The sequence below is a fragment of the Nocardiopsis codii genome (assembly GCF_036327455.1).
GTDB classification, from domain to species: Bacteria; Actinomycetota; Actinomycetes; order Streptosporangiales; family Streptosporangiaceae; genus Nocardiopsis; species Nocardiopsis codii.
In genome coordinates, this window is sequence record NZ_JAUZMY010000034.1 from 39,826 (window position 1) to 53,891 (window position 14,066).

Below are 14,066 nucleotides of genomic sequence, written 5' to 3' on the forward strand. Positions count from 1 at the left end.
TGCGGAACAGACCGCCGGCCGCTCCCCACCGCCCAGCACTGCGATCCCTGGTCGTGGAGGTGAGAGCCAGGAAGGGCACCCACCCGAAGGGCGGCGCGGTGGCTTTCCTCGGGAGAAGGCTCGGGGAAAGCTGGGTGTGTACGCCCAGATGAGCTGCCGCGAAGGGATCCGTCAGCGGGGACACGGAAAGAGGGAGCGGCCTCGCCGACAACCCGGATGGCACTCGACCGAGAAGCGAGGAGATACGGGTGAGCCAGCATCGTCAGGAAACCGAGAACAAGACGTGGGACGTGTCGCCTGTCGTGGAACCGGTGGGCGACGACATCGACCCGGACGAAGCCCAGGAGGCGATAAAGAGCTTGCTCAGTGCCGTCGTCGGCATGGTGCCTGTCGTTGGCGGCGTCCTGGGCGCCGGCACCGGAATACTGTTGAACAAATTGTGGCCCAGCGGCAACAACGCCTTCTGGGAGGCGATGGAGAAGCGCGTCCGGGAGATCGCCCGCCAGGAGATCGGCGAATTCTACAGGCGCATGATGGAGAAACACCTGGACGGAATTCGCACGGTTCTGGTGAACTACCACACGGAAGCGGTGAAGGTGGTCAACGGCGAAGGGAACCCTGAAACCGCCCGCACGCACTACTGGATCGCCATCAACAAGATCGAGGGCGAGGTCAAGGACTTCACCGACGAGCAGTACAAGTACGAAGTTCTCCCGCTGTACGCGCAGGTGGCCAACATGCACCTGGCACTCTTGCGGGACGGACTCGCCAACGGATCGAAGATCGGGTTGCAGGAGAGCGACTTCGACACACTGAAGAAAAAGCTCGTCGACTACTTCGGATACGAGCAACTCCATGCGTGGGTGTACGGGAAGCACTACAAATTCGTGTCGGACACCTTCGATGACGGCTGCAAGCGGACCATGGACCACTGGAAGGAGAATTTCGACTACCAGCGAATCATGTACCTGGCAGCCTATGACTACCTTCTCATATGGAAGGTGGCAACCGACCCAGGAAAGAAGGTCACCAGCATCCCCCGCAGGGCGGAACTGTACCTCGGACCCTTCGGAGAGAACAGGTCCGAGGGCTTGGGTTCCTTTGTCAAATGGACGAATTGGCCCAATGTCATGCCTCCGAGGGACCATCATTTGAATGCTGTTCAGATCTGGTACAACTCCTACGGCCTCTACGGCCTCTGGTACAAGTATGACAATGGCACCACCAAATCGGAGGGCCAAGAGAAGCTGGACAGCGATGTCGCACCGACCGCGAACGTCAACCCGGTATGGATAGAAAAGGTCACCGTCCGCGCCAGGACGGATGACTACTTCCAGATCGTGGCCGGCTTGAACTTCAAGGACAACCTCAAGAACCGCTGCTTCGACGAGGACCTCGCCAAAAACGCCTCCGAGACGAATCAGAAGGTTCATGAATTCGGGATTCACGGATGGCGGATGTCCCGGGTTCACCTCCTCTCCTTCTACAGGGGAAACTATGTGACGGGCATGGTCTTCGGGTTCCGTCCCAACCAGGACGCGTGGACACCGAAGCAGGCGCAAATCACACCTGCACACGGCAGTGTCCACCGGCTTCTCAACGTCTCCACGGGCGAGTTCCTGGGTCTGGACCGCTACAGCTCCACCGAACCCGCCAAGGCGCGCACGGGACCGGGCACCGTGGGACAGGAATGGTCGTTCAGCCGCACCGCGGACGGCACCTGGCGTGTGACCAGCAACCTCACCGGCCGACCGCTGGGCATCACCGCGGAAGGTGCTCTGCGGGATGCCGACGGGGAGGCGACCCTCTGGGCCCTGGCCCCCGGCGAGGACGGCACCTGGTCCCTGGCCGATGCCCGATCACCCCAGGAGCTTCTGACCGCGGCCACCGGGAACCGCGTCGCCGTCACCGGCTCCGACGGCGATGCCGCCGCCGCCCGCTGGGTCGTCCTGCCTGTTCTGCACCCGGGCCACCTGGCCCACCGGCCCACCCTGTACGTAGCCCCGTACAGCGCCGCAGACGGCACCGCTGTCGTCGACATGAGCGTCAGCAACCCGGCAACGGCCGACCAGCTCTCGGACTGGAACCTGTCGTTCCTGCTGCCCGCCCAGACCAGCACCGACTTGGAGCTGGACGGCGATCGTGCACGCCTGCAGTCCTGCGAGGCCGAAGACGCAGGAGTGCGCGTCGCCATCTCCGGCACAGGCGGTCCCCTCGCCCCGGGCGGTCTGACCACCTTCACGCTCCGCGTCCGGGGCAACGTCGACGCCGACACCCTGCGTCCGACGGAGGTCACGCTCAACCGGTCGACGATCGTCGCCGCATGACCTCGGACCACGACCCCCCAGTGGGGAGCAGGCGCACCGGCGGCTGCGCCGAACGGCGGCGGTCGCTGTGCGACAGGGGGCACACCAGCCCCCTGGCTCGGTCACGACAGGCCTGTGGGACTCGGCGTGCTGGACGGGCCGCCCCGAGGACACGAGCACTGCGGTGCGGTCTTCGACGATCACTGTCGGGGAGACTCCCGAGGACGGCTGGGGAGATTACCAGGCCGCTCCGGGTTCCGAAGAGACGTGTTGACACCCTGCTGACCCGGGGCCCGGGAACAGCCGACACGGAAGGGGGCCGACCGGTGATCCGGTCGGCCCCTCCGAGCGCGTGGCAGGCGCGTTGTTACAGGTACTGGCCCGTGTTGGCGACGGTGTCGATGGAGCGGCCCGCGTCCGCGCCCTTCTTGCCGGTCACGAGGGTCCGGATGTAGACGATGCGCTCGCCCTTCTTGCCGGAGATCCGCGCCCAGTCGTCGGGGTTGGTGGTGTTGGGCAGGTCCTCGTTCTCACTGAACTCGTCGACGCAGGCCTGCATCAGGTGCGCCACCCGGATGCCCCTGGACTGCTGGTCGATGAAGTCCTTGATGGCCATCTTCTTGGCCCTGGAGACGATGTTCTCGATCATCGCGCCGGAGTTGAAGTCCTTGAAGTACAGGACCTCCTTGTCACCGTTGGCATAGGTGACCTCCAGGAAGCGGTTCTCCTCGCCCTCGGTGTACATCCGCTCCACGACCCGCTGGATCATGGCGTCCACCGTGGCCTTGGTCGATCCGCCGTGCTCGACGAGGTCCTCGTCGTGCAGCGGCAGGTCCTCGGTGATGTACTTGCCGAAGATGTCCCGGGCCGCCTCGGCGTCGGGCCGCTCGATCTTGATCTTGACGTCCAGCCGGCCGGGCCGCAGGATCGCCGGGTCGATCATGTCCTCGCGGTTGGAGGCGCCGATGACGATGACGTTCTCCAGGCCCTCCACGCCGTCGATCTCGCTGAGGAGCTGCGGGACGATCGTGTTCTCCACGTCGGAGGACACACCCGAGCCGCGGGTCCGGAAGATCGAGTCCATCTCGTCGAAGAACACGATGACGGGGGTGCCCTCGGAGGCCTTCTCACGGGCCCGTTGGAAGACCAGGCGGATGTGCCGCTCGGTCTCACCCACGTACTTGTTGAGCAGCTCCGGGCCCTTGATGTTGAGGAAGAAGCTCTTGCCGACGTCGCGGCCGGTCCGCTCGGCGACCTGCTTGGCCAGCGAGTTGGCGACCGCCTTGGCGATGAGCGTCTTTCCGCAGCCGGGAGGCCCGTAGAGCAGCACGCCCTTGGGCGGGCGCAGCTTGTGCTCGTAGAACAGTTCCTTGTAGAGGTAGGGCAGTTCGACCGCGTCGCGGATCATCTCGATCTGCCCGGTCAGTCCGCCGATGTCGGTGTAGGCGATGTCGGGGACCTCTTCGAGGATGAGCTCCTCGACCTCCGACTTGGGGATGCGCTCGTACACGTAACCCGAACGCGGCTCCAGCAGCAGGGAGTCGCCGGGCCTGATCGGCTCGTCTCGCAGCGGTTCGGCCAGTCGGACGATCCGCTCCTCGTCGTGGTGGGAGATCACCAGGGCGCGCTCGCCGTCCTCAAGGATCTCCTTGAGCATGACGACCTCGCCGACGGTCTCGAAGGACTCCACCTCGACGACGTTGAAGGCCTCGTTGAGCATGACCTCCTGGCCCGGGCGCAAACTGTCCAGGTCCACGGAGGGACTGACGTTGACACGCATCTTGCGGCCGTTGGTGAAGATCTCGACGGTCTCGTCCTCGCGTGAGCCGAGATAGACGCCGAAGCCGGACGGCGGCTGCGCGAGCCGGTCGACCTCCTCCTTCAGCGCCACGATCTGCTCGCGCGCCTCCTTGAGAGTGGAGACGATCCGTTCGTTCTGGCCGTTGGCGGCGGCGAGGTTGGCCTGGGCCTCCCGCAACCGCTCCTCCAGCAGCCGTACATGTCGGGGCGAGTCGGCGAGCTTACGCCGAACCACGCTGAGTTCCTTTTCCATGTAGGAGACCTGAGCCGTGAGTTCAGCGACTTCACGGTCCCGGTCGCTCTGACGCTCGTCGTCGCGCTCGGCCACGTCCGCCACCTCCCTAGGAGAAGTATGACTACTCGGAGCCTACCTACCCCTGCCCATTTCCTAACCTGTCTGCTTCGGGGAGTGTCGTAGGCCTCATTTTCAACTCTTGCATTACCCCTGGTCACAGTGATAGCGGATGACCCGACGTAATGAGAAAGTAACCTCCGCGTCGGGGCCGTGGCAAGGAAGACCTCCTGCGGAACGGCCGCGCGGACACGAACGAGGCCCGCCCGGAGGGGTTCCGGGCGGGCCTTCGCGCGACGCGTGAGCGGCGGGGCGTGGAGCGGTGCCGCTACTCCTCGGAGGGGGAGGAGGGGGCGGCCTGAGGCGTACCGGCCTCGCCGACGGCGTCCTCGCCGACCGCGGGGGCCGTCTCCGGGGCGGCCTGAGCCGCACCGCGCGCGTCCTGCTCACGGGCGGCGGTGAAGTCCTTGCCGTAGGCGCCCTTGGCCGGCCGGCGGCGGCGCTCGGGGGCCTCCGCACCGTCGGCCAGGCGGCGGGCCACCACCAGGAACCCGGTGTGCCCGATCATGCGGTGGTCCGGCCGCACGGCCAGCCCCTCCACGTGCCAGGTGCGCAGCATGGTCTCCCACGAGCGCGGCTCGTAGAAGCGGTCGTCCTCGCGCAGCCCCTCGACCACCCGCGACAGCTGCGTCGTGGTGGCGACGTAGCAGCACAGCAGTCCGCCCGGGATCAGCGCCCCGGCGACCGCGTCCAGGCATTCCCAGGGCGCGAGCATGTCGAGGAAGACGCGGTCCACGTCGGTCTCGTCGAGTTCCTCCACCAGGTCTCCGACGGTGAGCTTCCACGCGGGGTGCGGCCCGCCGTAGAACTTCTCCACGTTCTTGCGGGCGATCTCGGCGAAGTCGGCACGGCGCTCGTAGGAGTGCACCATGCCGCTCTCACCGACGGCGCGCAGGAGCCAGTTGGACATGGCGCCGGATCCGGCGCCCGCCTCCACCACCCGGGCTCCCGGGAAGATGTCCGCCTCCACCAGGACCTGGGCGGCGTCCTTGGGGTAGACGATGGTCGCTCCGCGCTTCATCGACAGCGTGTAGTCGATCAGCAGCGGGCGCAGCGCCACGTAGGCCGTGCCGGTGTTGGAGCGGACCACGCTGCCCTCGGGCTGTCCGATCAGGGCGTCGTGTTCGACCTTGCCCTTGTGGGAGTGGAAGGCGCTGCCTTCGCGCAGGGTGATCGTGTGCATGCGACCCTTGGGGTCGGTCAACTGCACGGTGTCGCCGTCGGTGAAGGGGCCGCGGCGGCCATGGATACCGGTCAACGTCGCTCTCGTCTTCCCACGTCGCAATTGGTTGAGTCAGGGCAGTCGCCCAGGGTATCGGCCCCCCGATACCGCGGCGAACTGCCGGAGGCGTCCGGGCCCGGCCCCGGACGGTCCGAAGCGGTCCGGGCACAAGCCCGGAAACGGGCGGCCGCAGTCGCGGTCGAACGTGCGAACGCCCGGCCCCCGGGGCAGTATCGACATCGCGGGGCCGTGACGACGCCCCTCCACCACACGAGGAACCACTGGAGGCCACGACCCATGTCACAGCTGAGTACGGGGCTGGGGATCGACATCGGAGGCAGCGGCATCAAGGGGGCCCCGGTCGACCTGGCCGCCGGGGAGTTCCTCCGGGAGCGCCTGAAGGTCCTCACGCCCCGCCACGCCGACCCGGCCGCGGTGGCGGAGATCGTGGGCCAGATCGCCTCCCACTTCCCCGAGGCGAGCAAGGCGCCGCTGGGCATCACCTTCCCCGGGGTCGTGCAGGCAGGGGTGGTGCGCACCGCCGCCAACCTGCACAAGAGCTGGGTGGGCACCGACGCGCGAACCCTGTTCACGGAGGCGACCGGCCGCCCGGTGCGCGTCCTCAACGACGCCGACGCGGCCGCGGTCGCCGAGACCCGCTACGGCGCGGCCAAGGGGGTTCCGGGCGTGGTGCTGATGACCACCCTGGGCACAGGGATCGGCTCAGCCCTGGTGGTCAACGGAAGGCTCGTGCCCAACACCGAGTTCGGGCACCTGGAGATCGACGGGCACGACGCCGAGTCGCGGGCCTCCTCCGGCGCCAAGGAGCGCGAGGAGCTGTCGTACCACGAGTGGGCGACCAAGCGCCTGCACCGCTACTACCGGGTGGTCGAGGACCTGCTCTGGCCGGACCTGATCGTGGTCGGCGGCGGGGTGAGCCGCAAGTCGGACAAGTTCCTCCCCCACCTGGACATCCGCACCCCCATCGTGCCCGCGACCCTGCGCAACACCGCCGGGATCGTCGGCGCCGCTCTGGCCGCCGCCGAGGCCGGATCGGTCTGACCCCGCCCGGCGCTCCCCCGGCAGGGGCCGCCGCGGAGGCGGGGTCCGCCGACCAGGGCCCATCTCGTCCGGGGGTTCAACCGGTACTGCGGGACCGCCCCGGGGGGCGCTCCGCGCGGCGGGCTGCCGCGCCGTGCTCCTGGGCGACGCGCGCACTCCGGCCGGGGCGCGCACCGGTGGAACACGCGGGCCGCCCGCCGGGCGCCCGGGTGAGGGGCACCGGGCGGCGAACGGCCCGCGCGAGGGGGGCTGGGCGGAAGGGCGGGCGGGACAGGACAGAGCCCCGCGCAGAGGGAGACTGGGTTTCGGGGAAGCCCAGGCCCCGCCCGCCTCCCGGGCGTGGGTACCGCTCACGCCCGTACGAGCGCGGCGAGGGAGCCGCGCGTGCTCAGGAGTCGCCGACGGGCGCGGACAGGGCGCCCACGATCCGTCTGGCGGCGTCGGAGGTGTGTGTGGCAGGGGAGAGAGGGACCCCTGCCAGGGCCGGGTGGACACCGTCCTGGGGCGGCCAGCGCATCCACCACCAGAGGTCGCCGCGGTGCGGTCTGAGCAGAGCGCGCTGCGGCCGGGCTCTGGGGCCGGCGTCGACCGTTCCGGACACCCCGTCCTCGCGGGCCTCGACTCCGTGCGAGCGCAGTTCGGCGGCCAGGCCCCGCAGGGCGAGACCGACCAGGTCCACGCGGCCCACGACCTCGACCACGGGGGGTTCCCACCGCAGACTCGGGGTTCCCGCCGGCGGGGTCTCCACGGTCACGGAGCGCCTCCCTTCCCTCGCAGATGCCTACCGGGACCAACGACTCCTGTGCACTCTGCCCCATCGGGGCGGGGAACGGGCGCCAGTATGCGGATCCCGCATCGGCCCTTCTTTTTCCCACATAGCCACCAAGGCCGCCCGGAATCCCTAATCTGAGCTCATGCCCCTACCCGACGGTGCCCTGCCACCGGACCTGTGGTCGCGGCCCCGCATGGCGAACGCACTCGCGACCTGCGACATGGCCACGATCCTCGAAGGCGTGCGCACCGCACACGGATGGTCCCAGGGCGAACTCGCCCGGGCGATCGACTACTCCCAGAGCTGGGTCTCGCGCGTGGTCAACGGACAACAGGCCCTGACCGTCAACCAGGTCCAGGTCCTCGCCCAGCGCCTGGACGTCCCGCTGCACCTGCTCCGCTTCGGAGGCGCCCCGCCACCCGGGGGCCCCGTCAGGCAGGAGGTGGACACGACCAGACACCGCGGGCCCGGGAGAGCGGTCTCCGCCGGAGCCGTCCTCACCACCGCCCCTCCGCCCTCCCTGGCCCCGGCCCCCTCCCGATCGGGGGCCCACCACTCCGTCAACGAGACCACAGCGCCCGCACTGCGCTCCATCACCGGCGGCCAGCGCCGCATGGACGCGACCTCCCCCGCACGCCACCTGCTGCCCAGCGCTGTGACGCACGTGCATCTGGCCGAGCAGATGCTTACGAACTCGCGCGGGACACCGTTCCACCCCGAACTCAGCGCGGCGGCCAGCGAGGCCTCCGGGTTCGCGGCCTGGCTCCACGCCGACCAGGGCGACATGGGATCGGCGCGGATGCACTACCGCTCGGCGGTCGTCCGGGCCCGCCAGGCGGGGATGCGCCTGCTCGACGTCTACATGCTGGGATCCCTCGCCGCCTTCGAGATCGACACCGCGGACGACCCCGAACTCGGCCTGGGCCTGGTCCGGGAGGCCGAGCACGTCCTCGGCCCCTCCGCGCACCCGACGGCCCACGCCTGGCTCGCCTGCGTGGGGGCGCTCGCGCACGCGGGCATCGGCGACCGCTCCGCCGCCGGCCGCGCCATCGGCAGGGCCGAGAAGGAGGTCGCCCGCACGTCCAACACCGACCCGCCCTGGCCGTGGGTGTTCGCCTTCGACCAGGCCAAGGTCGCCGGCTACCGCGCCCTGGTCGGAGTACGCCTGCGGAGCCCCCACGACGCCCGCGAGGCGTTCGCGGAGGCGTTCGCCCCGCAGGCCGCCAACGCCAAGCAGTCGGCGGTCCTCCAGGTGGAGCTGGCGTCGGCCCACGCGGAGGCGGGCGACGTGGACGAGGCGTTCCGGCTGGCGCGGGAGGCGCTCACCACGGGGGTCCGCTTCGCCTCCGAGCGGGTGATCGGCCGCGTGCGGATGTTCAGGCGGCGCTACAGGGGACCGCGAGCCGGGTGCGTCGAGGCCCTGGACCGTGAGCTCGCCTCACTCCTGACCACCATCGCCGCCTCCGGATGGGGAAGCGGCAAAGAGACCACCAGGGAGTCCCCGTGATCCGCATCGGCGTCACCGGCCACCGCGACCTGCCCCCCGGGGTGCACGGCACGGTCACCGCACTGCTCCGCGCCCACCTCGCACCGTACGGACGCGGGATGGTCGGCCTGTCCTGCCTCGCCGACGGCGCCGACACGATCTTCGCCGAAGCCGTCCTGGCCGCAGGGGCGCCCCTGGAGGCCGTCATCCCCGCCGCCGGGTACCGGGACGCCCTCCCCGAGGACCACCACCCCGTCTACGACCGGCTCCTGAGACAGGCCGTGCTGGTCCACCGGCTGCCGCACACCGCGTCCACCCCCCGCTCACACCTGGCGGCCGGGCGCCTGCTCGTGCAGCGCTGCGACCGACTGGTCGCCGTCTGGGACGGCTGCCCCGCACGGGGCCCCGGAGGAACCGCCGACGTGGTGGCCCACGCCCGCTCGCTCCTGCGCCCCGTGTCCGTCCTGTGGCCCGAGGGCGCCCACCGCTGAGCCCCCGCGGAGGGCGCACCGAACCGGCCTCCCGGCCGGGCGCCGCACCGGGTCAGACCCGGCCCGACATCGCCGCGTTGACATCGGCCGCGCGCAGCACCCCGTACACCCCGGCACCGTCCACCACCAGGTACTCCGGCAGCGGATGGTCCGTCAACACGGCGAGCAGCTCCTCTCCCCGCAGGTCCACCGGCACCAGCGAACCACCCGTCACCGCCCGCGCGACGCTCGACACCGGCACCCGCCACCGCCGCCCCTCGACGATCGCCGCGGCCGAAGCGGGGTGCACGATCGACGTCGCCGTCCCGTCGGAGTCGACCACCACGATCTCCTCCGCCCCCGCCTCCCGCGCCCGCCGCTCGGCCTCGGCGAGCGGGGTGTCGGACAGCACCGCCAGCGCCGGCCGGGCCAGCTCGCGCGCGCTCAGCCCGGGCACGCGGTCGCGCACCCTGGCTGCCCGCAGCGACTCGGTGGCGCCCATCCACATGAACCCGCCCAGGACCAGCCCCCACACGACCGCCCACGGACTCAACCCGCCCCCGGACGACCACGCCAGCAGGAACGGCAGCGCCACCACGACCAGCGCCAGCACCCGGCCGCCCCACGCGGCCGCCACGCTCCCGGCGAGCGGCCTCCCGGTCGCCTTCCACACGCCCGCGCGCAACAGGCGCCCGCCGTCCAGGGGCAGCCCCGGCAGCAGGTTGAACACACCCACCAGCAGGTTGGCGATCCACAACTGGAACAGCAGCTCACCGACCACGCTGAAGGGGTCGGCGAACTGGTACAGGCCGAACGCCCCCGCGGCCAGGATCAGCGAGAACAGCGGCCCCGAGAACGCGATCCAGAACTCACGGCCCGGGGTGGGCGCCTCGCGCTCGATCTCGGAGACGCCCCCCAGCACGTACAGCACGATGCGCCGCACCGGCAGCCCGTACATGCGCGCCACCACCGAGTGGGCGAGCTCGTGCACGAGGACGGACGCGTACAACAGGACCGCGAAGACGAACGCCAGGAGGTAGGAGGAGGCCCCCAGCGCCAGGCGCCCCTCGACGATCCCCCCGTAGACGAGGGTGATCAGCGCCGCCACGATCAACCACGACGGCGTCACGTACACGGGAATGCCGAAGGGGCGGCCCAGGAGCAGCCCCTTGTTCTTGGCGCGGTCGCGGGTTCTGGGCGCGGAGGGATCACTACCGGTGGTCACGTACCAAGGGTACGGGCCGACCGCGCCGAGCCTGTCGTGACCTTCTCATAGGCTCGTCCCATGACCACCGCGCCGCTTCCGACCGCCCTCTCGCCCTCACGGGCCTCCGACTTCCTCCAGTGCCCCCTGCTGTTCCGGTTCCGCACCATCGACCGGCTCCCCGAGGCGCCGAGCGCGGCGGCGCTGCGCGGCACCCTGGTCCACGCCTGCCTGGAACGCCTCTACGAACTCCCCCCCGAGTCGCGCACCCCGCTCAACGCCGTCGCCCTCGTGGACCCGCAGTGGACGAAGATGCGCGACAGGAAACCCGAGCTCGAGGAGCTCTTCGCCGACGAGGGCGAACGCGACACCTGGCTGGAGTCCGCCCGCGCCCTGGTGCGCCGCTACTTCGACCTGGAGAACCCCACCACCCTGGAACCCCGCGACCGCGAGATCCGCCTGGACGTGTCCCTGCCCACCGGGCTCAAACTGCGCGGCTACGTCGACCGCATCGACGTCACCCCGGCCGGCCAGATCCGGATCGTGGACTACAAGACCGGCAAGTCCCCCCACCCCCGGTTCGAGGACAAGGCCCGCTTCCAGATCTTCTTCTACGCCGTGATGATCTGGCGCGACCTCGGCGTCGTCCCCACCCGCCTCCAACTCGTCTACCTCGGCGGCGACGGCGCCGTGCGCTGGTACGACCCGACCGAGGACGAGCTCCGCTCCGCGGAGACCGAGATCGACGGCATCTGGGCGCAGATCGAGGAGGCCGGGCGCACCGGGGTGTGGGAGCCCCGCAAGAGCAAGCTGTGCGGCTGGTGCGAACACCAGGCGCTGTGCCCGGAGTTCGGCGGCACCCCGCCGCCCCTGCCCACCGTCTGAGAGGCCCCTGCCGGCCCGGCACGCCGGAGTTCCACCCGGGGCCGGAGGCCACCCGGTCCGGCTCCTCCCACGATGAGGCACAATCACCCGTGTGCCCGTCTCAGTACTGCTGGTCGACGACCAGCCCCTCGTCCGTGCCGGATTCCGCATGATCCTGGAGTCCGCCCCGCACCTGTCGGTCGTCGGGGAGGCCTCCGACGGCCGCGAGGCGGTGCGGGCCGCCCGGACACTGCTGCCCGACGTCGTCCTCATGGACATCCGCATGGCGGGCATGGACGGCGTCGAGGCCACCAGGCTGATCACCTCCTGGGCCCAACCCCTGGGACACGACGTGCGGGTCCTGGCCCTGACCACCTTCGACCTGGACGAGTACGTGGTGGAGGTCCTGCGCGCGGGCGCGACCGGGTTCCTCCTCAAGGACTCCCCTCCCGCCGAACTCGTGACCGCCGTCGAGGTGGTCGCGAGCGGCGCCGCGGTCGTCGCCCCGCCGGTGCTCCGCCGCCTCCTGGACCGCTTCGCACCGCTGTTCCCATCCGCGGCCGACGACGGCGGCGCCGTCGCCACCCACCTGACCGCCCGCGAACACGAGGTCCTGCGACTCGTGGCGCGCGGCTGGTCCAACGCCGAGATCGCCGCCCACCTCGTCCTGGGCGAGACGACCGTCAAGTCGCACGTGGGAAGCATCCTCACCAAGCTCGAGCTGCGCGACCGCGTCCAGGCGGTGGTGTACGCCTACGAACACGGGCTCGTCATACCCGGACAGCCCGGCACGGACCGCTGAGGAGCACCGCGCCCGCGCGCGCCGGTCGACCGGGCCATCGGCCCGGCGGCCCCCGGCGCGTCGCTGTCGGAGACCCCCACGCCTTGACAGGATGTTCCGGTGATCGAACTCACCGGTGCCCGCCCCTGAACCAGGCGAACCCGACACGTCTGGGCTGCGTCCCCTCTGGGGTTGTCATCAACGCGCCGACCACCATGGGTCCAGGCGAGGAGGGAACGGAGAACAGGGATGCCAAGCAAGCGGGAGCGGCCCGTTCCGCCGAGTGAGGACCGCCTGCTCAGCAGGATGCGTGACTGGCGGGCGGAACACGAGCGGGAGCTGACCCCGGACGGCCTGGACGAGAACGAGGCCGTCAACCTCCCCGACGCGAGGGCCATCGACCTCGTCCTGCGCGTCGGCGAACTCATGCTGGCCAGCGGCGAGGGCACGGAGGCCGTGAGCGAGTCGATGCTCAGCCTCTCGGTCGCCTTCGAGCTGCCCAGGTCGGAGGTGTCGGTCACCTTCACCACCATCACGCTGTCCACCCACCCGGGCGGCGACCAACCGCCCGTCACCGGCGAACGGGTCGTGCGCCGGCGCTCCCTGGACTACTTCCGGGTCAACGAGCTGCACACCCTGGTCCAGCAGGCGGCGCTGGGACTCCTGGAGCTGGAGGACGCCGCCGCGCGCCTGTCCCAGATCCGGCGGGCCCGGATGCCGTACCCGAACTGGGTGATCGTGGTCGGGTTCGGACTGATCGCCTCCAGCGCCAGTGTGATGATGGGCGGCGGCCTGATCGTGGGCGCGGCGGCGTTCATCGCCACCGTGCTGGGCGACCGGACAGCGGTGTTCCTGGCCCGGCGCGGCGTCGCCGAGTTCTACCAGATGGCCGCCGCGGCGGTGGTGGCGGCGACGATCGGCGTGGGCCTGCTCTGGGTGAGCACCACGATGGACCTGGGGCTGCAGGCCGCGGCCATCATCACCGGCAACATCATGGCCCTGCTTCCCGGGCGTCCCCTGGTGTCCAGCCTCCAGGACGGCATCAGCGGCAGCTACGTGTCCGCCGCGGCCCGGCTCCTGGAGACCTTCTTCATCCTGGGAGCGATCGTCTCCGGGGTGGGCGCCGTCGCCTACACGGCGATCCGCCTGGGCGTGCCGATCGACCTCGAGAGCCTGCCCTCGGCGGGCACCTCCCTGGAGGTCCCCGTCCTGATCGGCGCGGCGGGGATCGCGATGGCGTTCGCGATCTCGCTGGCGGTGCCGCCGCGCATGCTCCCGACGATCGGGGCCCTGGGCGTCATGATCTGGGCGATCTACGCCGGGCTGCGCTCCCTCCTGGAGGTGCCGCCGGTCGTGGGCACGGTCGCGGGCGCGGTGGCGGTGGGCGTGGTCGGCCACTGGCTGGCCCGGCGCACCAGACGTCCGGTCCTGCCGTACCTGGTCCCCTCGATCGCGCCGCTGCTGCCCGGCAGCATCCTGTACCGGGGACTGATCGAGATCACCCAGGGCTCGCCCATGTCAGGCCTGCTCAGCGTGGTGGAGGCGGTCATGGTGGGCCTGGCGCTGGGAGCCGGTGTCAACCTCGGCGGAGAGCTGGTGAGAGCCTTCCAGCGCGGCGGGCTGGCGGGGGCCGGGATGCGCAGCCGCCCCGCGGCACGCCGAACGCGTGGCGGGTACTGAGTTCCTTCTGTCCGCAGCCGGACACGCGAGAACCATTGCCGGCCTGCGGGTATCTCACCGTGTGAGA

The 14,066-nt window shown here is 70.4% G+C and carries 11 protein-coding genes; 7 read left to right on the forward strand and 4 right to left on the reverse strand.

Annotation, left to right across the window (positions count from 1 at the left end; translation table 11 throughout):
* The first annotated feature begins 248 nt into the window (after window positions 1-248).
* Window positions 249-2,327 carry an insecticidal delta-endotoxin Cry8Ea1 family protein gene (locus Q8791_RS26420; RefSeq protein WP_330094521.1) on the forward strand — a complete coding sequence of 693 codons (2,079 nt, stop codon included), beginning with the start codon at window positions 249-251 and terminating at the stop codon, window positions 2,325-2,327.
* Between the two features lie 346 nt (window positions 2,328-2,673).
* Here the strand turns inward: Q8791_RS26420 and arc are convergent, their stop codons facing one another.
* Window positions 2,674-4,443 carry a proteasome ATPase gene (gene arc / locus Q8791_RS26425; protein ID WP_330094522.1) on the reverse strand — a complete coding sequence of 590 codons (1,770 nt, stop codon included), beginning with the start codon at window positions 4,441-4,443 and terminating at the stop codon, window positions 2,674-2,676.
* 283 nt (window positions 4,444-4,726) lie between these two features.
* Window positions 4,727-5,716, reverse strand: a complete 990-nt coding sequence (locus Q8791_RS26430) for a tRNA (adenine-N1)-methyltransferase (protein WP_330094523.1) — start codon at window positions 5,714-5,716, stop codon at window positions 4,727-4,729.
* 261 nt (window positions 5,717-5,977) lie between these two features.
* On the opposite strand from Q8791_RS26430, the gene ppgK reads away from it, so the two are divergent.
* Window positions 5,978-6,742, forward strand: a complete 765-nt coding sequence (gene ppgK / locus Q8791_RS26435) for a polyphosphate--glucose phosphotransferase (RefSeq protein ID WP_330094524.1) — start codon at window positions 5,978-5,980, stop codon at window positions 6,740-6,742.
* A gap of 388 nt (window positions 6,743-7,130) precedes the next feature.
* Here ppgK and Q8791_RS26440 read toward each other — a convergent pair whose 3' ends face one another.
* Window positions 7,131-7,496, reverse strand: coding sequence for a hypothetical protein (locus Q8791_RS26440; RefSeq protein WP_330094525.1), 366 nt, complete (start codon window positions 7,494-7,496; stop codon window positions 7,131-7,133).
* A gap of 211 nt (window positions 7,497-7,707) precedes the next feature.
* Between Q8791_RS26440 and Q8791_RS26445 the strand changes: the two genes are divergently transcribed.
* Both Q8791_RS26445 and Q8791_RS26450 read left to right on the forward strand, forming a co-directional pair.
* Complete coding sequence (locus Q8791_RS26445; protein WP_330094543.1) at window positions 7,708-9,021, forward strand: helix-turn-helix domain-containing protein; 1,314 nt, start codon at window positions 7,708-7,710, stop codon at window positions 9,019-9,021.
* Window positions 9,018-9,491 carry a hypothetical protein gene (locus tag Q8791_RS26450; protein WP_330094526.1) on the forward strand — a complete coding sequence of 158 codons (474 nt, stop codon included), beginning with the start codon at window positions 9,018-9,020 and terminating at the stop codon, window positions 9,489-9,491. The genes Q8791_RS26445 and Q8791_RS26450 overlap by 4 nt, the downstream gene beginning before the upstream one ends.
* A gap of 52 nt (window positions 9,492-9,543) precedes the next feature.
* Here Q8791_RS26450 and Q8791_RS26455 read toward each other — a convergent pair whose 3' ends face one another.
* Window positions 9,544-10,695 carry a site-2 protease family protein gene (locus Q8791_RS26455; protein ID WP_407942061.1) on the reverse strand — a complete coding sequence of 384 codons (1,152 nt, stop codon included), beginning with the start codon at window positions 10,693-10,695 and terminating at the stop codon, window positions 9,544-9,546.
* A gap of 60 nt (window positions 10,696-10,755) precedes the next feature.
* Here Q8791_RS26455 and Q8791_RS26460 point away from each other — a divergent pair, with 60 nt between their 5' ends.
* The 3 genes from Q8791_RS26460 to Q8791_RS26470 all read left to right on the forward strand — a co-directional run bounded on the left by Q8791_RS26460 (window position 10,756) and on the right by Q8791_RS26470 (window position 13,999).
* On the forward strand, window positions 10,756-11,559 hold the full coding sequence (locus Q8791_RS26460) for a RecB family exonuclease (RefSeq protein WP_330094527.1): 804 nt from the start codon (window positions 10,756-10,758) through the stop codon (window positions 11,557-11,559).
* Between the two features lie 91 nt (window positions 11,560-11,650).
* Complete coding sequence (locus Q8791_RS26465) at window positions 11,651-12,340, forward strand: response regulator transcription factor (RefSeq protein ID WP_330094528.1); 690 nt, start codon at window positions 11,651-11,653, stop codon at window positions 12,338-12,340.
* A gap of 228 nt (window positions 12,341-12,568) precedes the next feature.
* Window positions 12,569-13,999, forward strand: coding sequence for a threonine/serine exporter family protein (locus Q8791_RS26470; RefSeq protein ID WP_330094529.1), 1,431 nt, complete (start codon window positions 12,569-12,571; stop codon window positions 13,997-13,999).
* Window positions 14,000-14,066: the final 67 nt, after the last annotated feature.

Bases quoted from the DNA above. Each gene is read 5' to 3' on its own strand.
- ppgK (WP_330094524.1), top strand. From the start codon at position 5,978: ATGTCACAGCTGAGTACGGGGCTGGGGATCGACATCGGAGGCAGCGGC.
- Q8791_RS26445 (WP_330094543.1), top strand. From the start codon at position 7,708: ATGGCGAACGCACTCGCGACCTGCGACATGGCCACGATCCTCGAAGGC.
- Q8791_RS26460 (WP_330094527.1), top strand. From the start codon at position 10,756: ATGACCACCGCGCCGCTTCCGACCGCCCTCTCGCCCTCACGGGCCTCC.
- Q8791_RS26470 (WP_330094529.1), top strand. From the start codon at position 12,569: ATGCCAAGCAAGCGGGAGCGGCCCGTTCCGCCGAGTGAGGACCGCCTG.